We start from the raw sequence: 21,357 nt of genomic DNA, 5'->3' as shown, positions 1-21,357 counted from the left end.
AGTTATTTCAGGTTAAATGCTTGCTGATGCCCGTGGGCAGAAGGCAGCGATTTCCAGGTTACAGGGTTCAGACGTATGCGCGTTAAGCTGTTTGCTGAGAATAATTTAAAAAAGAATGCACTCTCGCTGTTCCTGATTACGCTTTTCTTCTGCTTTATCGGCAGTCATCTGCGCATTCCGGAGGAGTTCTCCCTGTTTTGGCCGGTGAACGCGCTGATTGCCGGTTTAATGGTGCGCAACCCCTTCTTGCATACCACATCGAGCTATCTGGTGTGCTTTGCCGCGATGATTTTTAACGACACGGTGTTCTCCGGCTGGGCGCTGCCTGCGGTGACCGTGAACTTCGCCAATATCCTGTTTATCCTCGTTTCGGTCAGCATGTTGATCAAACACCTGCAGCCGCCCTCGGCCAACAGCCAGGTGTTCAACGCCATGCGCATCTTCCCGGCCTGTTTCCTTGGTGCCGCAGCCTGTGCCACCTGGGGCGCGTGGGCGCAGGATATCGATTTCAACGCGCGCTTTGTGGTGGCATGGGGCGACTGGTTTAGCGAGCAGTTCTCGACTTCCCTGATGCTGCTGCCGGTGATGCTGGCGCGCTCATTGCGCAACGTCTCACCGCGCACCTTGCTGCATCCCGGCAAACTGTTGCCGCTGGCGGCGGTGGTGCTGTCACTGACCATGGGGGCGATGATTGGCGGGGCAGGTAGCTTAACCTTCCCGGTGCCGGCGCTGATCTGGTGCGCCATCGTGTTACCAATTCCTGTTACAAGCCTGGTGATCCTGATTACCGGCATCACCGAGATCGTTCTTGTTTCCCACGGCGTAATGAATATTCAGGGCGATGACGCTTTGCTGCCGATCAGCCATCTCACTTCGGCGCGATTGGGTGTGGCAACCGTGGCACTCAGCCCGCTGCTGGTGGCGGTGAGTATGGATGCGATTCGCCAGCTCAATCATCGTCTGGCGCTGCGAGCGAATTTCGATTTCCTCACCCAGCTGCTGTCGCGTTCCGGCCTGTATGAAAGCCTGAAACAGGAGCCGTTCTCCTTACAGCGCGAAGCGGGCGTAGTGATGCTGGATGTTGACTATTTCAAAGCCATTAACGACAACTTTGGTCACGATGCCGGTGATGGCGTGCTGGAAGAGATTGCGCGCCGCATGCAACGCGTGGTGGGCAATCGCGGCATGGTGTGTCGCTTTGGTGGCGAAGAGTTTGTGGTGGTGGTGTTCGATTACAGCCATCTGCAACTTTACCAGCTGGCTGAGGCGATACGCCAGGCGATGGTCAAAGAGAAGTTCTGGATTCAGGGCAACACGGTGACGGTTACCGCCAGCTTAGGCCTAGCGCGCGGCAGTGCGCTGAGTGAGCGGGAATGGCCGGGCGTGATTAACCGTCTGGTGTCGGCCGCGGACAAAAATCTCTACCTCTCGAAACGCAATGGTCGCAACCAAACCTCTCCGGCAATGGAACCGCGCAGTATGGTGAATGACGTGGCGTGAAGTGCGTGATGGTCGCCGTGGATGGCGACCATAAGATGGCTTGATGCTGGGTTGTACTTTAATGATGACTTCACAATTGCCTGATGCGAGTTTGTTTCGACAACCATCAATGACGAAGCTGTTTTTACCGTCGTAGGGTGCACATTGCTGCGCACCTGGAAATTGATGGTTAAACGCTGCTTTTCAACTGGCTGCTCTGTTGATGGCGCTGCTGCGCCAGCTCAATCAAACGCGTAATCAAATCGCTGTAGCTTAATCCTGCCGCCTGCCACAACTTCGGATACATGCTGATATTGGTAAAGCCCGGCAGGGTATTCACCTCGTTCACCACGATCTCGCCGCTCTCGGTCAGGAACACATCGACGCGCGCCATACCGAAGCACTCCAGCGCCTGGAACGCGCGAATCGCCACGGCACGAATCGCGTCGCTGGCTTCCTCGCTAATGGCAGCAGGCACCACCACTTGTGCACCATCGGCGCTGATGTATTTGGTGTCGTACGAGTAGAAGGCATCATGCACCACCACTTCGCCACACGGGCTGGCTTCGGGTTCATCGTTGCCCAGCACCGCACACTCAATCTCGCGGCCTTTGATGCCTTGCTCGATCAGCACTTTACGATCGAAGGTAAAGGCCAGATCCAGCGCGGCCGCCAGATCGTCGATATGATCTACTTTGCTCACGCCGACAGACGATCCCTGATTGGCCGGTTTGATAAACAGCGGCAGACCAAATTGATCGACCACGGCTTGCGCATCCAGACGCGCACGCTGTGCCTGCGTCACGCTGATCCACGGCGCGACGTTTAAGCCGGCATCACGCAGCAAGCGCTTGGTGAAATCTTTGTCCATGCTCACCGCCGAGCCCAGCACATCCGATCCGACAAACGGCAGGTTCGCCATGCGCAACAAGCCCTGCAGCGATCCATCTTCACCCAGCGTACCGTGCACGATCGGGAAGATCACATCCAGCTGTGACAGCGGCTGCGCCTGCTGACGGGTGATCAACTGCTGCGAAGCACTGCCCGGCACTAGCGCAACATTTTCGCCTGAGCGGTTCAGGGCAATCAGCGCCGGGTTATCGGCATTCAGCAGGAAACCGGAAGCATCATTCAGATGCCATTCACCTTGTTTATCGATGCCCAGCAGCACCACCTCGTATTTGCTCTTATCGATGGCTTCGAGGATGTTTTTCGCTGATTGTAACGACACTTCATGCTCGGCCGATTTGCCACCAAACACGATTCCTACACGTTGTTTTGCCATTGGTCTTGATCCGATTGCGGTATAGCGAGTGGGTAAGATAGCACGGTGAAAAAAGGCATCAACAGGTTGGTATTTTTCTCGCCCAACTCCCTATACGCGAAAAACTATTCGCCCTGGCTGACCAAAATTTTCAATGGCTTGTAATATTGCGGATCAAAGGTAGAGAGCGGCAACGCGACTTTGGTGCTATTACTGCGAGCTTCGCTAACTCCCACAATACGAATGTTGCTGGCCTTTTCCACCGCCTCGCAATCAAATTCTGCTGCGGCATCTATTGAGCGAGTGGCATCACTGTCACCAAAAGGCGCTACATTGAGTGTGCCTTTTTCGAGAACATGTCCCGTTTTATCATTGAGCTCAATATTCACTTCCAGTTGGTTAAACTCTCCAGCCCCTCCATTATCTAGTCTGAATACCAGTGAACAGACGCCTTGAGCCCACAGGCTATCGGTATTACGAATACTGATATAGCGCTGCGCTTCGGCAAGACTGGTTGTCTGCCAGCCCATTACAAATAGCAGCGTTACCCAAATATGCTTATTTGACCGTTTCATCTTCTTAACTACTTTTCCTGAACAATAGCCTGAGGGGCTGCATTGATCTTTTTGCAGCTATCCAACCAGCCTGCGGTATCAATCTTGCCGTTCTCCAGATACTTCTGCTGATTCTGCCAGTGGGCTGCGAGGAAAGGCTTTAGCCCTGAAAGACGTTTGTTCAAGGTGAGCATTTGATCAAACACAGTGACTTCGTGTTGCAGCCCGTCTTTGCCATACAGGGTGGCTGCATCGACGAGACTACTGGCGTAATATCCTGTGAGCTGTTGCAGTCGGTCAGATTGCTCGCCAAGTTTGGTTTTGCGGATGGCACAATTGGCATCGCTGGCATCTTTGTTCTTGCACAGCAGTTCGTAGTTATGGTTTAGGAAATCGAGGAATCGACCGTCATCCTGTAGCTTGGTGCAGAGGAAAGAGCCTAAATTCAGGCTGGCTCGGATAGACTGATCCCGCTCTTCCTGCTGTTTTTGATTGCTGGCACGCAGCTGATTTTCCAAATCTTTTAATTTCTGTTTTAACGCTGCGTCGTCAACATTTGACGCAAGGCTTCCCAGTGCTTTCACTGTGTCTTTAGCTGCATCGTCTTTCTTATCGTTAACCTGATTTTCAGCGCCAAGGGTTTCCCAACTTTTTTCCAGCTGCTTAACTTTATCGGTTGAGGTGATGGTGGGAGCCACCAGAACCAGACGCAGGCCCGTGGTTTTGCTGATGGAGGGAGTGGCTTGATCGTAGTAATTCACTTCTTTACGCGTTGCACTGCGAATTTCTGTCGGGCCTGAAAGGAAGTTGCCACCACGTACGACAAAACCACCAGCCTGACCATGCAAGCGGTTGAGCTTGTTGAGATAAAAGGGATTGAACATCATCTCTGAGACATTGCCAAGCATGTCATACAAACCCAGTGGATTAGGCTGTAACAATCCAATCAGCTGTACTCTGCCATTGGATGATTGCGCACCTGAGTACCACTCATAGTTCTTCATGTCATCCATTGGATAATGCTGGTCGCGAAATTCGGCGCTGTTGACCTTTAAGCCGCCACGCGCGGCAAATTCCCACTCAACTTCTGTTGGCAAGCGTAAGAAGCCAGCATCACCGTCTTCTTTTGGCAGCTTATCCATGGCATGACTGCGCAGCCACTGGTTGTATTTATCGGCGGCGCTGACCGCGTCAAACCAACTGATCCCGGTAACGGGTAAACTGAGTTTGCGCAAAGGAGTGGGGCACGTACCCTCCGTTAATGCCTGATACTGCAACGTCGTCAGCTCATATTTTGCGACCAGGTAATAACGTCCTTTTGCCTTTTTATCCGTGAAGCTACCAGCAATAAAGGCCGGATAACTGTGTTCAATGACGCCCCAATCCCCGCTGTCCTGACCCAAGGTAATCGGCAAATCATCAAGTGGCCCTGCCATGGGAATCTCGACTCGACGGAACGCCATAGAACCTTCACAGGGCATAGGCAGAACGATATCTTCGCCATCTGGTTTAGGGTTCCAGGTGTTCTCGTTCCAGGGTTCCGCTAAGGCGGAAGAGGCAGTGGCGAGCAGGCCGAGAGCTAACCAGTACGGCAATGAGGCAGGCGTTAAGGTCACGAACAATCTCCGTTAATCTTTCTGTTAACTAAAAAGTGGGTAGGACGAATTACACCTCTCGCAGACTCTGCGCAGGTTCTATTTTGATGGCCCGATAAGCACCAATACTGGCAACCACCAGTGCCACGACTACTGTGATCACCATAGCCAAAATGCTGTGCGTTAAGGTTATTTTGCACAGCATTTGGTCGGTCGCGTGGCTACCTGCCAGCGCCCGATTAAAAATCTGGCTGGCGATCAGGTAAATGCCATAGCCACCCACATAAGCCAGCAGGCTAAGTAGGCAGCCCTGTACGATGACATAGCCACCCACCGCCGGGCCGGTAAAACCTAAAAGCCGCAGGACGGCAATATGTTTGCGTTTGCGATCGACGTTAGCGATAAAGGATCCGATCAATGAGGCGATGCAACCTACCAAGGCAGTGGCGGCGATGATATTGAAGATCAGCCCCAGCACTCGATTAATGCTTTTTACATTTTCAATATCAGCCAGTCGGCTTGAGGTTTCGATGCGTTGTGCGCGCAGATCGCGTTCAAGGCTGGCAACGTGGTCGATGCTCTTGGCATATAATCTGGCACGCGCATAACGTGGTGGATTGGCGTTTAACGGCTGCCCGCTGCTGACCCCAAGGCCAGGGATCGAATAGCCGTCTCTGAAATGCTCAAGTATCAGCAGCAGAGAGGACTGGGTGAAAATCGCTGCCCGATTAAAATACGTGGCGGGTAATATGCCGGCTACGACCAGTCTTTTTCTCCCCCATTCCTGGCTCTCATCAAGCTGTCGGCTGACGCGCAGGGTCACGCTATCGCCGATCTTAACATCCAGTTTTCTTGCCGCTTCCTGCGTGAGGACTACCTCATTTTCCTGTTGGATCTTGAGATTGCCTAAGAGCGGATCGCCCACATCGGTCGGGATCACTTCAGCATTTTCAATGAAATGGCTGCTGTCCACTTGCAAGTCTGCCACCGTATTCAGTGAACGTGTCTGCCCGATGGCAAATCCTACATCGGAACGTTGGCGCAGTTGTGCTATCCACTCGGGATCATAACTGCCGCTACTCAACATTCGGATTTCAAGGTTGCGTGGATCATTGGCAAGCTCGTCCTGTAACTGGCTGACAATGCCAAATCGCAAGCCAAACAGCAGCAGCAGCGGCGCGATCACGGCGACCAGAGAGGAAGCAATACAAAATGAGATGATGCGGTCGTGCCAAAGATCTTGCAGTGCCAGGCGCCCTAACAGCAGGGTACGATTAAAGGACAAAGTGAGTTCCCCTTTGGGCTTGATCCCCTGGCAGGTCTGATGCACCTGAGCCAGTACGGGCAACTAAACAGGGTAGATTGAAACGCTGCACCAGGGGCCAGTCGTGACAAACTACCAGTGCCATCATGCCCTCTTGCGCCACCAGATCGATAAACAGGCGAAACAGTTGCTGGGCATTGTGAGGATCGAGTGCGGCAGTGGGTTCGTCAGCCAGCACCAATCCGGGCCGATGGAGAATAGCGCGGGCAAATGCGGTGCGTTGTCTTTCGCCAAAGGACAACTGGGCAGGGAGCTTACCTAACAGTGGGCCCAGTTTTAGCGTATCAATAATCCGCTTCAACATCCCTTTTTCCGGCTGCTTACCCAGGAGCTGACACGGCAGTGTGATATTGTCCTGCACGCTGAGAAAGGGAAGCAGCCCGCCATTTTGCAGCACGAAGCCCAAATGGCGAGCACGGGTGTCGGCCAGCTCTGCTTGCTGATTGTGGGTGAGGAGTGCGCCTACATCGAGTAGCGTTTCAGTCTCCAGTGTGAAGCGCTCAACGCTGGCGGGTCTCAATAAAAGACCGATCGCTTCAAGGAGTGTGCTCTTGCCGCAGCCGCTTTCACCGGTCACCGCCATCACCTGGCCTGGCCGCAGACTGAGCTGCGGCAGGTAAACAGCGTGCGACTGATCCCCTTCACCACGCACGACACACAAATTGTCGATGTGCAGCATCAGGGCATCATTTCCAGCGGCACCGGGTAGACACGATCGCGAGGATCGCTACCTTTGGCGAGTTCCACCCAGCGATCGACGTCCGCATTATATTTCTGGTAATAACGTAACTTGGTCGAGAGCGTGCGGATGAATTTCTCCTGAGACAGGCCATCCCAGCTTTTCCATGTTTCTTCGTCCAGATTCAGCACGTCGCTTTTATAGGGGAGATCCGCCAGATATTCGCCTAATACGCCGAGATCATTAATTTTGGCGTTATCCTGCTGCTTGAGCTGATTAGGATCGGCACCCATAGTCGCAGCTACGGTACGCAAGCGTTCAAACATTTTATTGGGCGAAATCATGCCTTCGTTAGCGGCTTGCAGGATCTGGCTTACCACATCGCTTAAATCGCTCAACTGCCCTTTGGTTAGCAGTACGCGAACGTCCGTGGTGGGGATATTCTGTTTGATAAGATCGCGGTCACTGATCCAGGCTTTGAACACCAACGGTGCCTGAGTGTCATTCTTTTTACCCAGCCAGGCCAATTGCATGGCATGGCCAATCAGCGCGGTGTCTTCAAGCAATTTATCCTCTGGCGCGGGCTTCTTGCCGTCATCCTTAGAGTAGAGCGCACTGCCAATGGCGGGGTCACCCATATAGGCAGATTTAACCTGTTCGGTAATCGCGGCTGCCAGCGTATCAACCTGTTGACCAAAGGCTTTCAGATCGCCCGCATCGACGGATTGATACAAGTTGGATTGGGTGCTGTCAAAGTTGGAAAGATCGCGGTACTGGCCTTCTGCTTTCGCATGATCAGCTTTGCCTGAAGGAGTCTTGAGGTGCAGGGTATAAACGGCAATACCTTTATTTCCCGCTTCCAAACGCAACTGCTTAGCATCGAGCCCGGTTGATGAAAGTTTATTGCTGCCATCAATGGCACCTGCATCGGTGATTAAGACGATGTAACGTGCGCCAAAAGGACGCCAGTCGATGTTATCAATGGCGGACAGGACACCAGAGTAAGCGTCCTCATCGACCAAAGAGCTGGAGACCTTGGCTTCTTTCAGACCGGCAACCTTTTGCAAGAAGTCTGCGCCATCTTTCACCTGATTCGGATCAGCGAAGATTTTCGAGGTAAATTCCAGCCCGGGTACGGCTTTGGTGTTTGAGCGGAAGGAAACCAAACCAAATTTCACCTGATCCTGCAGGTGTTCCTGCTGAATCTTGTCATAAATTTTGTTGACCGCTTCTTTGGTGCGGTCTATGTACGGACCCATCGAGATGGTGGAATCGATAACGAACACCACCGAGGCGTTAAAGCCTTTGAGCTGATTCACATCATCGGTCTGCTTCGCGTTGGGATCCGCTTTGCTCACAGAGGCAACGTTAAGCAAGCGTGTGTAGAAGCCACTTTCGGTCATCACCTCTTCACCGCTGAGGATCGGCAGCAGGTAAAACTGCTTTTGCAGATCAACGAAATATTCTGGCTCTTGTGCCAAAACGCCGTCGGCATGACCATCACGTTTTAAATGGGCGCGTAGAGGGGCCATCAATGAAACGGGATCGGGCGCGTTAAGAATATCATCCAGGCTTTTTTTATCTTTGAAGAACACCAATCGGTCACGGTTAGCCGGGTTGGTAAAGGCCAGAGTTAACTGCATTTTCCAGTCAACGGTACAGGACTGTGGTAGCCAGCCAATGGTTTTTCCGTAGCTATCGGGTCCCACTTTGACCCAGCCTTTACCGTTTACATCCGCTTTCTGATAAACATAAAAGCTGCTGAAAGCCGGTTGCAGTGGGCCCTTATCATCACCTGCTTCGGTGCCCAGTTTACATCCCGGTGTGGTTAACACGCGTTGGAATAGCGTTTTCTTACCTTCTTGCAGCAGAGGTTTATCTTCCTCTGCAGCCAATACCTGGCTGGCCAAAAGCAGGCCACATAACGGCAAAGCGAGCCGACGAAAATGTTTGGTCATCATTTTCTCAACTCCGCGAGGCGTTGCTTCGCTTTCTTGTTTTCTGGATCAGTTTGCAGCACGGTGTCATACCAGTATGCGGCGGTATCCGAGTCTGGTGTTTTGAAGCATTCACTCGGTTTATGATCTTGCGGATCGTATTCAGCGGCATAAGCGAGAGCGACTTTGGTATCACCACCTTGGGCGCTGTGCGCGTACAGACGTTGAGCCACACCACATTTTTTGGCGTCTTTAGCTGCCTGAATGATGGCCAGCAGTTTGTCACTGTCGAGCTTTTGTTGCGCGCAGCTTTGCACGAAATCAAGCTCACTCTGACTTGCCAGGTTAGCTGGGGAACATTCGCTTGCATCCGGTTTGGCTGCAGCGGCAACGGCTGGCACTTCCGGTAGTTTTTCTGCTGCAGTTGGCGTGGTGTGTCCGCGTCCAAGGAACCACCACGCCGCAGCGGCCGCAATCAGCAGAACCAGCAGCACGACAACGATGATTGGAATAACCGAAGCGTTACGCTTTGGACGCGGTGCCGTCGGCGCCAGGGGTGGTTCAGGGGGTGTTGGCTCGGCTTCTTTCTCCGGAACAGGTTCTGGTTCAGGCGCTGGAGTAGGCGCGTCCGCCACGCTACGGCCACCGTAGTTGGCGGTTTTCCCGCTAGCACCTGAAGAGAACAGCTCATCACGCACCAGTTGGAGTGTGGTGTTACGGGGTGCTCCCGAGGCTAATTGGGCCTGAATTTGCACCTGACTGGCGCTCGCCAGCAGTGGATCAAGCAAGTTCGGGCCAATACGAAAACCGCTACCTTTATTGAATTCATAACCACCGTTGAGAGTAAATACGTGTGGTGCCGGGCTCCAGAGGCCGTCAGGCTGCAGATAATTCTGCTCATTATTGCAAAGTGTAAAGTTCAGCGTTGACAGTAAAGCGTCTTCGCCACGCAGGCGAATCATCAGTTGTGCAAAGCCCGGCTCTGAAGGTTGGCAGGGGAAAATTTTCGCTAGCATGGCTGGGTCTCTTGTTTCATTTTGCCAATGATCTGGCCAAGTTTCTGGTTTTGTTCAGCGGAGATATCACTCGTGGCACTGTGGCCCGCGTTATCCAGCGTGATTTTCATTAATGCTGAGAGCCAGTCACCCACATAGGCGACGCCGGGCTGTGGGGCCACAGCAGGCAGCTGCGGTAATTCATCGCTGGCAAGGGAGACCTGACGGGCAAAGACTTTCTTCTTTTCTCCGACATAGCTGTTCGGGATTTGTGCTTCTGGCATCGCGAGGTAGCCAAACCAGGCAATAAAGTCCCGTATCGCCAGCTGAGCGCGAAGAGTTTGACGTGCCTGTAGTTGCTGGCGGAGTGTTCCCGCCTGTTCCTGCCCGGCCAGTGCACGTTTGAGCGTACCTTCCAGATCTTGGCGGGTGGCGGCGGTGATCAGTTCTTCGCATAACAGGTTGATTGCGTCACTGTTGATCCCGAGTTGCTGCCAATACGCGGTTTGCTGCGGCAGATCTCGCAGATGAGCGACCCAGGCTTTGAATGCCTGGTGGGCGAATTCATCATCCTGACCAACGCGTTCCGGTGTGGCTTCAACGGCGGTGGTCGGTTCTTCGGCTGATTCTTCGCCGAACGGATTACTGCCAAATAAACTCGCGGCAAAGGCATTCAGCGGACGTTGTTCCGCACCCGCTTGCGGCTCTGGCTCCTGCTCGCGAATGCTCAGATAGATATTGCTTAATTCATTCGAGGATATATCTAAACGACTGATGATTTCTCCCATACTCTGCGGAGAGGCGGAAAGGCCTTGCCACAGATCTTTTGCAATCGATTGTTTTTTAATTAGTTTACCGTCGCCGTCATGCTGGTACCAGCGACCAAGGCGTTTATCGACCTTTTCACTACGACATTGTTTTAACTGCTCACGCAGTCGGTCTAATTTAAACGCCAGTTTAGCGACACCGCGTAAACCCTCTGTCAGGCGAGTGATACCTCCATCATTGAATTTCATCATTTCCAGCCAAGCCTGCTCAGGATCTGCGATATGTAAAGCGACTTTTTCCCTGGAGATAAAAGTCCGGCGCATGGTATTGAGCGCTTCGTGATGACGCGTATTCAACGCGACCTCTTTGCTGGAACCCTCTTCCAGCTGCAGGAAAGCGCTCTCCATGCCTGGTTTACGCACCAGGAAGCAATTATCAAATGCTTTACCGGGAGACCACTGTTCTAACCAGTCGGAACCGGAAAAATGTTCCAGCAGTGTCATCTTAAGCAGGCCATCCCAGGATTCGTTCAACTGGCTTTCCGTATGTCCTAAAGTATCGGAAATACGCTTGTCAAACATGGTGATAGCCCAGAATAGACCTGCGTTATTATTTGCTCGCTCTGCGGCATCTCTGCCTTGTGTCCTCTCCACCCAACGATCTAGCACTGGACCCACATCTGACACATCACTCTGCTTAGCCGAGCTGGCACAGACCACCAAAGCATTCATCTCTTGGTTATCGGTATAGCGCTCAAAAAGGTAGGCAACCTTGCCACGCAATAACATGGTAGCGACTTGATCAGGTTCCTTTTGAATGGCTTCTTTCAAATTGCGAAGTTTGAGTCGTCCGCGATAGCCTGGGAAATCGAGGAGATCGACCTCCTCTACCACACTGTTATCGGCGATTTCTGCCAATGGAAAAATAAGTTCCGAGGTCAGTGCTGCGAGTTCGGCTTGCGTCAGAATAGCGCTGCCGGTTTGCTGATTCTCTCGCCAAAAACGTATCTCGACAGAGCGATCCTGGCTTGTGCCAAGGTGACTCAAGCAATCAACATTAATAATGCTGCTACTGCGGTCGGTGAGGGTTTCTAAGGGGGCAAACACCATTTTCGCGTGGTTGAGTTTTTCCAGCACGCGGGCGAGCGAGCGATAAATCTCGGTGAGCTCCGGTTGCTCTCCCCAAAGCAGAGAGAACAGCGTTGCGCGATCCTGTGACTTGAGAGCCGGTGCGATAGTCAGTACATGTGGCAACCAGCTATGCTCTAACTTCTCCACCGATCTTTTAAAGGATGTCTCGACATAGTCCCATAGTGCGACCACGTCCTCACTGCTGACACCGTTATTGGCGCTAGGCTGGCCCTCATATTGAAGGAACGGTTGCAGGCACGCCTCAATCCGCTGCTCGTCAATTTGATAACTTATTTGCTGTTGATCAAAGTCATTAAACCAGCTGTTAGCAAGAATCTTGGCCAGATCGATCTCACTGAAGAGACGCAGGGGGATCGGGTAGCCCTGCGGTGCTTCAGGTGCGTGTTGGGTAAAACGCGTGACCAGCCCAGTAGCCTCTTTACCGTTGCCGACGGGATTGACGTCACGAATGAAGTTGACGCGTTTGTTGTCATAGCGCGCTTCCAGTTCGCCGTTGCTGCCCGCGGCTAATGCGGAGATCAAATAAGATTTACCCGCCTGCGAAATACCAAAGAAGCCCACCGTCATGGGAGTGGAAGAGACTTGGGAAAGCGCGTTGGCTAAATTGCGAGTGCGCAATAAATCCAGGTTGAGCTTATCGGCTTCGTTATCCAGGCGGCGAGAGCCGGGGCGCACGTCGCCCACCCAACTCAGCGCATCCTGGCAGCCCTGAGCGATAGCCGCCCATCCCTGTTGCAGGGTAATTTGATCGTTGTTCATTATTTTTTCACACTCCCGCTATCGAGCCAGTGTCGGCTATCAATGAGTCCCGTATCGGGCATGGTATTGAGTTCCAACTCTAAATCTCTCTTTGAAAAAGATTTATCGGTATTGCTGCTGACATCTGCGATCGTCAGACGGTCGCTGATCAGCCCCAATTTGTGAGCCGCCTTGTCTTTATCAATCATCAATCTGATGTTGAGATACGGAGATTCACCGTTTGAAAGGCTTACCTTGGAGAACTTTTCACGTCCAGATTCGCTGAGCCGTAGCGTGTATAAGGGCGAGGCAGACCAGCGCTCAGCATCCAGTTGGCGATAGCCCAGTCGCATATCACCTCGCATCACAATGCTGGCCGTGTTGCTTTCTCCTTCCTCATTCAAGACCTCCGGTAAGATGATCTGTCCGTTTTCAGATTTGATATGACGATAAATCACGTCGGCATCGTGAATCAGGTTATCCATATCAATGGTGCCGATATGACGAATCGTGGAGTAAGGCTTCAACGCCGCAATACGGAAATGGAAGTTGGGGATACTATGATTTGCACACAACTGCGACAGCATCGCACCCACGGAGGCGGTGCTTTTCGGATCATGTATATGGCCGTTTTTATGGAACGGATACCAGGTTCCTGTTTGATAACCGTGCAACGCCAGAATACGCCCTGGTGGTAAGGGCAGGTTGCGTCGGACAATGGCCTGAATGCCCGGCAGTTGCGACGGACGGCCCGTCAGCAGCAGCAGATCACAGTGGTAGCAGGACAAGACTTCACACAGTGCAGTAAGTACTTTGTCGATGTTGAACTTACCTGAGCACACATCGTTGTGTACTTTGGTCAGCGTGATATTGAGTGTTACGTCGGCCAGTTTGAAGTTATCCGTGCCTCCCGCCTTTTTCACTTCACGGCGCACAAAGTTTTCAACTTCATCACTGATATTACCCGCGGGCAGTAATTCACTGACGCGCTGGTTAATCAGCAAATGAGTCTGCTCATTCTGGGGATCGTACTGCTCGTAGCAGGACAAAATGTGCAGTGCTAAGGGCACAAACAGTTGCAGGCTGAGTTGCTGACGCAGTACCGCTTCCGCGGCACTGACATTTTGCGCACCGCACAAATGAGACATCGATGTTTCAACCGAACGCACACCGGCTTCACGCAGCGATAGTTCAAAAGCGGGCAGCACATAGGACTGGATCACATCAAGCAGGATGTCATCACCGGCAATCTTGAAGCTGTCGCGGAAACGTTGCTGAGGAATGATATGCACATTCGCACCGCCGCCGGACAGGCCATTACGATCCAGACGATAATCAGTAATCACCAGATCGGTGGTGCCACCGCCAATGTCAATTGAGGCAATGGTAAGCGTTTCCCGGTCCTGACGATCAGGACGGCCCAGAGTTTCGAAGAATATTTCTGGGTGGCCGGCAAAGTTTTGATTAATTTCGGTGTACAGATAAACCAGCTGAGCACAAGAAGCTTCATCCCACTCAACGCGGATCTTAGGCAGCGGAATTTTGACGTTGTCTTTGCTGTGCTCATTGCCTTCATCAATATACGGATCATCCTCACCCGTATGCCAGCGCAACGATTTCCATACTAAGCCCACCGCCTGGCGCATTCTGTCATCCAAAATGCAGCGTTCCGCCATCGGCATACCGGGTGGTACGGTCAGAATAATGTGGCGAAGCTGGCGAGGAAGCCCCGCATGACCTTCACGAATACGCTGTTCGGGGCTGTTAATCTGGCTAATGGCTTGGGTTAACACCTCCGCTAACATAAAGGTCATCAGAGAGCTGCGAGAGTAGCGCGGCGTGAACACCGGAATGCGATCCATCTCATCGTCGATGGTATGCAGTGCATCGCCTTTTTCATTAATTAAGTTGGCGAAGGGGGCAGCCGTGGCGAGAGGGTTGGTATCCAGCGCTGAGCCGCTGTTAAAACGCCAGCCTTGCCCATAGAACTTTTCATCCCACAAATAACGTTTGGGACTAGATAAGCCTGTGGAGCCTTCGCTTCCGCGCCGGCGTGAGGCTAAGCGGCTCGCTTCTCCACCTATACGGGCGATGGTGGGCCACTGGAAAGCATCATGGCGGCCGCTGCGCACGGAATAAATATCTTTGCCAAAAGAGGCCTGTGAGAACTCAACCTTACTTTCAAAAGGATCGGTATAGACGTGTTCAGGCGTGCTGAGATCGCGCAGTTTCAGCACATAGTTGTGCATGAGGCCGGATCCAGACTGTCCGTGATCCTCAATCAAAATACCGCAGGTACGGGAGTTGCCGACATCAAGGATCAGATCAACGGGGATCGGTTTAATGGCATTTACTTCGCGATTGGCGACCACCTTAAACTGTGGCAGCGCGATAGAGGCTTCCGTCTGCGCTTGCAGACCCTCAAGCGGTTCGGCCATGAGTGAAAGCAGGTTAAGATAGTGCGCCAGCGGATACTGCTGAGCAATCTCATCCTCACGTTCATCGAGATCCCGGCCTTTGCTGGCGTCATTGAACGCATCAACTAACCAATCTTTCACCCAGTCTTGCGTTAAGTACCAGTTCAGAGCGTAAGTCGCGGTAGCCACGGCAAAGGTTGCACCGGCATTCACATCTTCATGATTAGGGCTGAGGTCAGCGGCCGATTGTTGTTTGGCCATGACGCGGGTATCAATGGCCAGTGTCATGCGATGAGTGTGGCCATCCATATCCTTTTCAGGCAGTTTTACAATACGAAAACGCGCCCAGTTCAGTGGCCCCTCCTGGTAAATATTGGGCAGGCTGAAACGGAACAGAGGGAGCGGTAACCAGGTGCCATCCAGCAACTTAAGACTTTGCGCGACGGGAATGTCGTATTGGCTTTTCGCCTTCTCAATCTTGTCCGGTGTCGGCTGGTAGAAAAGGTAGTCGCGAGGCTCGTTGTAAAGCAGACGCGTCAGTACGCCGTTGGCGAGTTTGACGAATTCGCCCGCGGGTGGAGAGTTGAGCATTAAACCGAAATCCATAAACTGGATTCCCGAATCACCCACCAGCGTGACCTGGCGATCATAAGAAATAATTTCAGGCAACATAATCTATTCGTCCCTGTTTATGAATGGGGTTGCAACATGCGGATGGGGAAGGTTTTGTCCCCAGCATTGTTACCGACACAATCGGTGTGAACAGCATTGAGCGATTTGCACTCTATGGTTGGGCCAATAAAGTTAGAGTCATCGCTACATTTCATCTGTTCAGGATTCGTGATGTTGAGTGCGCCTTGCTTAACACTCCCTTGGGCTGGGCCTTTGCAGGTGACACCATTAGATTGACGTACACTGACCGTGCCATTGCCCTGCTTAAAGTCGTATTGCAACTGCAATGGACGGCCCGTGAGTTTGTCTTGAATACCGCCGTTCACTCGCCACTGGCCGTTAAGAAACTGTGCCGGGCCATCGGGCAGTGCGGCAGGAAGCGTCAGCGGTTGCCCCTGTACTGGCTTAACGGGTGGCACTGTATTAGAGGGCTCCGCAGGAATCTGCGGTTCGCTGTTCTGTGGCTCTGCTGCGGGCGCTGGCGTTGCAGATGGCTCCGCATTAGCCGCAGATTCTGCGACTGGCGCTTCGTTGTTTGCGATAGGCTGTTGAGCCTCAGCGAAAGGCTGTGTTCCCGGTACGGTTTCATCAGCTGTTGTCGGGCCGCTGATCGGCTGAGAAGGAGTATTTTCCTGTGCTGTCTCAGTGGAACTCACTCCCGACGTAGTGTTGGCAGTGCCTGAAGTGGTGGAAACATCTGTACCTGAAGTTGCAGGAACATTCAGACCTGAGCCAGTTGGAGTCTGGCCTTCAACCGTTGGGCTATTGCCCACGTCGCTGATGGGCTGGCTATGATGATTCAGGCCAGGCAGCGAGAGTGAGGGGACGCAACCCCGTAACAGTCCCAGAATCAGCGCCAGACACAACAGGGCGACCAGTAACCACAGCAGCCAGCGCCAGTTCCATCTCCATCTTCTGCGACGCGTGTGCGTTACGGTCTCGAGGGTCTCAATCGTTTGAGCCGTCGTCGTTAGCGGTTGCGCCAATGGCGGCGTGGCGGGGGCGATGGGAGCAACGGGAGTTTGCACCGGTACTGAACCGGGTTGCAGCCAATGCATTGGGCTATGATGCTCCCCCGTGGGGTGCACAAACCCCCAGAAGGTGATCACCAACACTCCGTTTACCAGATAAAGGAACTCATCGTCGGGGAAGTTAACGACAGACTTTAATAATTGAGCGAATACGCGTCTGTCACCGCCTGCACCACCATTCTCCGCGTTTAGCATCTTCTCGCTTAACGCCTGGACTGCCATCTGGAATTCGGTGAATTGCTGACGCGCTGAGGCTCGTTCGCTTTCGGATGCACTATTCCAGGGAATCACATCGCCAGCAAAACTGCTGTACCAGTCCGTCCGATCGCCGCCCTGCTCATTTTGCGGAACGGCAAGATGGCGGGCTAAATCACGCCCGGCATCCAGGCGGTAAATGGCTTCACGCAATTGAAATGCCATCTTGAATACGGGATAGCCTGTTTCACCCAGCGCCTTGAATGAAGAGTTGTTCCCGGTACGTAACAGTGGTCCCTGAATCGAATTTCTCATTGTCTAAACCTTTTAGGGCTGCTAATTAACGTAAGTCACATGGCGATGATTAATTTTTGCTGGCACCCGGCGTCCATTCAAAGCTCCAGCCGTAATGCTTAGCCAATGACTCACGATCGGGGAAGAAGCTGTTGAGCCGCTCAACATGGAGGTCACCCCCAACGTTCTTTAAACGTGCAATTGCTGCCACTTCATGACGTTCATCCCCATTCACTAACGTGGAGGTGATCGGCGGCTGGTTTGGAACTGAGAGGGTGATAGTGGCATCAAGTCCTTGCCAGTTATTCGCGCCGCCGTATATGAAGCTGTAGATCAGGACTTCATCAATATCCTGCCATTGGCTGCCGTTGATGAAGAGCCATTCGCCATCTTGATTTCCGCCGTCGCGCAGATCTTTTTGCAATAGCATGAAGGGCGGTTTGTCGTAGTCACCAAGGAATTTACTGAGTGCTTCTACGCCACCGTTTTTTCCATTTTTCAATCGAACAAAAGCGGCGACATCCAGATCTACCGGCTGTTTGTTAGGTCCCTGTTGCCATGTCAAATTGACTTTGATTCGGCCAAAATCCTTGGTTTTGGCAAGATTAACGCTGGGATTGTCCGGCGTTAACTGGGTCTTTTTCGGCGAGGTATCTGTCACGGCAGCAGGCATTTCGCGTTGCGCGGGGAGGGCGGCTGGTGAACGGCTGTGAGACCACCACCATACGAGGGCCAGCAAAAGCAATAACAGCAGCAAGAGCAACCATGGCAGCAATTTTCGCCTTTGTGGTGCAAGTGTTATCTCTGCTGGCGTTTGTTGAACTGGAATGGCCCAGTTGATTAAAACCGGTTCACCCCCAACGCTATAGCACGCCAAAGCCTGGGAATGAGTGAGCAAAGTTTGCAGTGCATAGGCCGGATGAGTTTCTCCGCGCGCGGTCAGCTGTTCAATCAAGCTGGCAACCGTATCTTGGTATTCCTGCCGCTTAGACTGAATCTGGGTTTGTTCAGCATCGCTCAACGCTGACAACGGCGTAGCGAGACCCTGCCGCGCGGTCCACCACTCCAGATTGCCTTCTGCGCTGCGACGCGCTGTTGCATACAACAGCGCGAGAGCGGGGGGGAGATAACGGTGGATAATGGCGACCGTTTCCTCGTAGGTATTGAGCGTTGCCTCATCAATCGGCGCAGATCTTGTTAATCGTTGCATGGCCCAGATTCATTTTGGTTTTATTAGCGGAAAATGCCGATTGGCTCTGTGGCGAGCGAACCTTCCCGCCACCTCAGTGACGGTTTATTGAATTGAGTTAGCCTGCTCAAGCACTTTAATCCTGTCTTTGGCGGCAGCGATTTTCTGCTCAATGTCGGCAACGTCGCTGGCACTGCTAGCCTGTTGTGACTGTTGCTGCAACTTCACGAGTTGATTTATTTCTTGCTGGCGTTGCTGACTATGGGATTTGCTCGATTTGAGCTTTTTCAGTGTCTGGGCCAGATCAGAACGTGCTGCTTTTAAGCGCGTTTGTTCATCTGCTAGCTTCTGGCTGGATGCTTGTTCCCTGATCTGGGTATCAGCCAGGTTTTGTTGTGCAATTTTATTGTCACGCTGGCTTTGCAGAACATGGCGCTCTTGATCGTCAACTTTTTGTCTATAGCCACCCGAGGTGGTGCAACTTAATTTGGTAAGGAAACTGGGGTCTTGGGCATGCAAATCACAGTCCTGAGGGGAGGTGGCGCATCCGGCAAGGAGTATTGAAGCGAGTAAAACGTAAAGTCTCATGAAGGCGTCCATGTATTCAGAAAGCTGAACAAAATGTCGTATACACCGAAAGGTACTAAATAGGGCCGATAATAGTACCGGCCCGTCATTATCAACCCAATGAAATAGCCTGGCGTTGGCTGTACAAACCATCGGTCTCAGATTCCAGCACGGTAATCTGATTGTTGAGTTCGTTATATTCGGTCTTCAGTTTAGTCAGCTGAGCTTTGTCTTTAGCATTGCTGGTTGTTTGGCCCTGGATGGCGACTTTATAACCATCGCTCTTCTCTTTCATGACTTTAATTTTGTCTTTCATCACGCTGACGTTGGCGTCAATCTGGGCCAGCTCTTTTTTGGCACCGGCTTTATCAAAGCCAGCTTTGTCTTTCTGCACGCTAATTTTGGTCAGAGTTGCACTGTTGTCACGAATTACCGCCTTCATGGCTGCGGTTGTTTTCGCGATATCTGCAGTATCTTTGTTGATGTCTTTATCCATTGCTTGCAAGCGGTCGGCAGTGGTGGCGTAATCTTTTTTCAGACTATCGAGGTAATAGTTTGCTGCTACACCTGCAGCACATCCTGCAGCACCGCCGACGGCAGCGCCGACAAGCGCTTTTTTACCATTTCCTGCCAGTGCACCGGTCAAGGCGCCCAAGCCTGCGCCCGCCAGAGCCCCCATACCGCAACCCTGTGCAGCTGAGCTGCTAAATAATTGAGATTGTTCACCGCTGGTCAGACGCGGATCAGGTTTGGTGCCTGACAAGAGGGAACTACCGGTATTAGCACAGCCACCAAGCAACAGAGTGAGAGAAACAAGGAGACAGGTTGTACTGCGTTTAAACGTATTCGCCATTATTTTATCCTTAAAATATCGAATGGAGCAGAGCGAAGAAGTGTGCTGTCCATCGACACTATTGCTGTTATTGATTTTACGTGCGACTGGTTATTGCTTCCCAGCATAAATTTTAATAAAAAACTACTACCATAAATAGCAGTGGGTCGTTGAACTTGTTCTTACCCATACATCTCAAAAGCAGGAGTAAAAATCAGAGGTCTTAACGACGCTTAATAGACATCGGCAGACCAAATCAAATATTTAGTGCTTGGGAGTAAAATTTATGGATATGGAAAGATAATTCAACTAACTGGATTGGTATTCTTCACGGCACCCTAAGTTTGAGGGGGCAGTATTTGAAAGGTTAAATACCACATCCATTATTCCGCGCCTTAAGCTATCTGATTAACGTTAGTAAATAAATTGCAAAATCATTAATCTTGCTTAACTTTGGATGGTGTTTTTTGTCCACTGAAAAATTGGGCGCTACTTTAATACTGGTTTTGGCGGCATTGAGATAGAAGCCAACGCGCGCGGTTAACCTCGCTGGCGGTGTGCGCTGCTACATAAACCTTCAATAAATCGAAGTGATATTGGATAGCAATTCACCAGTGTGAGGGATACAATCCCGGCGAATTTTTACCCCAAGAGGATAACTGCATTGGACACCTGTCCCGAACGATTACAAAAGGTCCCTGCGGTAAGATAGCCCTCAACGCTGTCTTAACCGTGCGTTAAGACGGTGGATTTCCTTCCAGAATCTCCCCCTGTTTTTTGCGTGATACTGCTGAGTTTCAGCGGTAGCGGCACTGGCTGTAATCCATTTACTACCCCCCTGATGTTCCGCCTGCCTGAAGCAGCGGAGTGAGGTTTATTATGGATTGGAAAATCTTTTTACTGCGCGTCACCGTCGCGCTGGTTCTGGGCGCGCTGATTGGCAGCGAGCGCCAGCTTCGCCAACGTATGACCGGTTTGCGCACTAACGCGCTGGTCAGCACTGGCGCCTGTTTATTTGTTTTGATGACGCAAAGTGTACCCGGCATCGCCACTGATGCCTCACGCGTAGCGGCCTATGTGGTTTCTGGCATTGGCTTTCTTGGCGGCGGGGTGATCATGCGCGATGGCCTTAACGTGCGTGGACTGAATACTGCCGCAACGCTTTGGTGCACCGCTGCCGTGGGCGTGCTGTGCAGCATGGGACTGCTGCTGGAAGCGGCGATAGGTTGCATGGTGATTCTGTGCGCCAACATTCTGCTGCGCGATTTGGCGCAGGGGATTAATCGCCAGAGCCTGGTGCCTGCAGAAGAAGTGGTGCAGCACTACAAAGTGCAGATTATCTGTCTGGCGCAAGATGAAGTGCAGGTGCGCAGCCTGATGCTGCACAGCCTTGGCGGCAGCGGATTACGTCTGCAATCACTACACAGCGAGGATATGAATCCACCGCATCGCATGGAGGTTAATGCGGAAGTGCTGGGGAAACCGAGCATGACGGATCAGCTTGAGAGTCTGGTGGGACGGATCAGTCTGGAGAAGGGCGTGAGTTCGGTGCGTTGGCAGGTTTGCGGGTTGGAAGGGGAGTGATGGGCTAAGTGGCGTCGTCGCACCCTTCACATATTGGGCTGCGCTCTCATCGATGATTTGGGTTGGAGTGCTGATAGATGGTGTTGGAAATA

The 21,357-nt window shown here is 52.2% G+C and carries 15 protein-coding genes; 2 read left to right on the top strand and 13 right to left on the bottom strand.

Features of this window, described 5'->3' with window-relative positions; all coding sequences use genetic code 11:
- Positions 1 to 75 precede the first annotated feature (75 nt).
- Positions 76 to 1,500 carry a GGDEF domain-containing protein gene (locus ACCW76_RS04490; RefSeq protein ID WP_045831843.1) on the top strand — a complete coding sequence of 475 codons (1,425 nt, stop codon included), beginning with the start codon at positions 76 to 78 and terminating at the stop codon, positions 1,498 to 1,500.
- Between the two features lie 169 nt (positions 1,501 to 1,669).
- On the opposite strand, the gene ddlA is transcribed toward ACCW76_RS04490, so the two are convergent.
- The 13 genes from ddlA to ACCW76_RS04425 all read right to left on the bottom strand — a co-directional run bounded on the left by ddlA (position 1,670) and on the right by ACCW76_RS04425 (position 19,702).
- Entirely contained in the window at positions 1,670 to 2,764 is a 1,095-nt protein-coding gene (gene ddlA, locus ACCW76_RS04485; RefSeq protein ID WP_436337878.1) for a D-alanine--D-alanine ligase, read from the bottom strand.
- A gap of 104 nt (positions 2,765 to 2,868) precedes the next feature.
- Positions 2,869 to 3,318, bottom strand: a complete 450-nt coding sequence (locus ACCW76_RS04480) for an IrmA family protein (protein WP_436337877.1) — start codon at positions 3,316 to 3,318, stop codon at positions 2,869 to 2,871.
- 8 nt (positions 3,319 to 3,326) lie between these two features.
- A complete protein-coding gene (locus ACCW76_RS04475) occupies positions 3,327 to 4,913 on the bottom strand; it encodes an SUMF1/EgtB/PvdO family nonheme iron enzyme (RefSeq protein WP_436337876.1) in 1,587 nt (528 codons plus the stop codon).
- 49 nt (positions 4,914 to 4,962) lie between these two features.
- The gene (locus tag ACCW76_RS04470; protein ID WP_436337875.1) at positions 4,963 to 6,177 is read right to left on the bottom strand and encodes an ABC transporter permease; all 1,215 of its coding nucleotides are present in this window, start codon (positions 6,175 to 6,177) and stop codon (positions 4,963 to 4,965) included.
- Positions 6,167 to 6,895 (bottom strand): ABC transporter ATP-binding protein, encoded by a 729-nt coding sequence (locus ACCW76_RS04465; protein WP_436337874.1) that lies wholly within the window; start codon positions 6,893 to 6,895, stop codon positions 6,167 to 6,169. Before ACCW76_RS04465 ends, ACCW76_RS04470 begins: the two co-directional genes overlap by 11 nt.
- Positions 6,895 to 8,856 (bottom strand): vWA domain-containing protein, encoded by a 1,962-nt coding sequence (locus ACCW76_RS04460; RefSeq protein WP_436337873.1) that lies wholly within the window; start codon positions 8,854 to 8,856, stop codon positions 6,895 to 6,897. Before ACCW76_RS04460 ends, ACCW76_RS04465 begins: the two co-directional genes overlap by 1 nt.
- Entirely contained in the window at positions 8,853 to 9,848 is a 996-nt protein-coding gene (locus ACCW76_RS04455) for a hypothetical protein (RefSeq protein ID WP_436337872.1), read from the bottom strand. The genes ACCW76_RS04460 and ACCW76_RS04455 overlap by 4 nt, the downstream gene beginning before the upstream one ends.
- Positions 9,842 to 12,505 (bottom strand): virulence factor SrfC family protein, encoded by a 2,664-nt coding sequence (locus ACCW76_RS04450; protein ID WP_436337871.1) that lies wholly within the window; start codon positions 12,503 to 12,505, stop codon positions 9,842 to 9,844. Before ACCW76_RS04450 ends, ACCW76_RS04455 begins: the two co-directional genes overlap by 7 nt.
- On the bottom strand, positions 12,505 to 15,573 hold the full coding sequence (locus ACCW76_RS04445; RefSeq protein ID WP_436337870.1) for a virulence factor SrfB: 3,069 nt from the start codon (positions 15,571 to 15,573) through the stop codon (positions 12,505 to 12,507). The genes ACCW76_RS04450 and ACCW76_RS04445 overlap by 1 nt, the downstream gene beginning before the upstream one ends.
- A 17-nt stretch (positions 15,574 to 15,590) precedes the next feature.
- A complete protein-coding gene (locus tag ACCW76_RS04440; protein WP_436337869.1) occupies positions 15,591 to 17,114 on the bottom strand; it encodes an SrfA family protein in 1,524 nt (507 codons plus the stop codon).
- 49 nt (positions 17,115 to 17,163) lie between these two features.
- Positions 17,164 to 18,303 carry a tellurite resistance domain protein gene (locus ACCW76_RS04435; RefSeq protein WP_436337867.1) on the bottom strand — a complete coding sequence of 380 codons (1,140 nt, stop codon included), beginning with the start codon at positions 18,301 to 18,303 and terminating at the stop codon, positions 17,164 to 17,166.
- An 84-nt stretch (positions 18,304 to 18,387) separates the two neighbouring features.
- Positions 18,388 to 18,870, bottom strand: a complete 483-nt coding sequence (locus ACCW76_RS04430) for a hypothetical protein (protein WP_436337866.1) — start codon at positions 18,868 to 18,870, stop codon at positions 18,388 to 18,390.
- Between the two features lie 91 nt (positions 18,871 to 18,961).
- On the bottom strand, positions 18,962 to 19,702 hold the full coding sequence (locus ACCW76_RS04425) for a hypothetical protein (RefSeq protein WP_436337865.1): 741 nt from the start codon (positions 19,700 to 19,702) through the stop codon (positions 18,962 to 18,964).
- Between the two features lie 858 nt (positions 19,703 to 20,560).
- Here ACCW76_RS04425 and ACCW76_RS04420 point away from each other — a divergent pair.
- Positions 20,561 to 21,265 (top strand): MgtC/SapB family protein, encoded by a 705-nt coding sequence (locus ACCW76_RS04420; protein ID WP_034828565.1) that lies wholly within the window; start codon positions 20,561 to 20,563, stop codon positions 21,263 to 21,265.
- The last annotated feature ends 92 nt before the right edge of the window (positions 21,266 to 21,357 follow it).

This window comes from Pantoea sp. C8B4 (genome assembly GCF_051336905.1).
In the GTDB taxonomy this organism is placed as follows: Bacteria; Pseudomonadota; Gammaproteobacteria; order Enterobacterales; family Enterobacteriaceae; genus Pantoea; species Pantoea rwandensis_B.
The sequence above is the reverse complement of the archived record's forward strand: the minus strand, read 5'-3'. Positions and strand labels throughout refer to the sequence as shown.

Coding starts and splice junctions, on each gene's coding strand:
- ACCW76_RS04490 (WP_045831843.1), top strand. CDS start 76: ATGCGCGTTAAGCTGTTTGCTGAGAATAATTTAAAAAAGAATGCACTC.
- ddlA (WP_436337878.1), bottom strand. CDS start 2,764: ATGGCAAAACAACGTGTAGGAATCGTGTTTGGTGGCAAATCGGCCGAG.
- ACCW76_RS04480 (WP_436337877.1), bottom strand. CDS start 3,318: ATGAAACGGTCAAATAAGCATATTTGGGTAACGCTGCTATTTGTAATG.
- ACCW76_RS04465 (WP_436337874.1), bottom strand. CDS start 6,895: ATGCTGCACATCGACAATTTGTGTGTCGTGCGTGGTGAAGGGGATCAG.
- ACCW76_RS04460 (WP_436337873.1), bottom strand. CDS start 8,856: ATGATGACCAAACATTTTCGTCGGCTCGCTTTGCCGTTATGTGGCCTG.
- ACCW76_RS04455 (WP_436337872.1), bottom strand. CDS start 9,848: ATGCTAGCGAAAATTTTCCCCTGCCAACCTTCAGAGCCGGGCTTTGCA.
- ACCW76_RS04450 (WP_436337871.1), bottom strand. CDS start 12,505: ATGAACAACGATCAAATTACCCTGCAACAGGGATGGGCGGCTATCGCT.
- ACCW76_RS04445 (WP_436337870.1), bottom strand. CDS start 15,573: ATGTTGCCTGAAATTATTTCTTATGATCGCCAGGTCACGCTGGTGGGT.
- ACCW76_RS04440 (WP_436337869.1), bottom strand. CDS start 17,114: ATGAGAAATTCGATTCAGGGACCACTGTTACGTACCGGGAACAACTCT.
- ACCW76_RS04435 (WP_436337867.1), bottom strand. CDS start 18,303: ATGCAACGATTAACAAGATCTGCGCCGATTGATGAGGCAACGCTCAAT.
- ACCW76_RS04430 (WP_436337866.1), bottom strand. CDS start 18,870: ATGAGACTTTACGTTTTACTCGCTTCAATACTCCTTGCCGGATGCGCC.
- ACCW76_RS04425 (WP_436337865.1), bottom strand. CDS start 19,702: ATGGCGAATACGTTTAAACGCAGTACAACCTGTCTCCTTGTTTCTCTC.
- ACCW76_RS04420 (WP_034828565.1), top strand. CDS start 20,561: ATGGATTGGAAAATCTTTTTACTGCGCGTCACCGTCGCGCTGGTTCTG.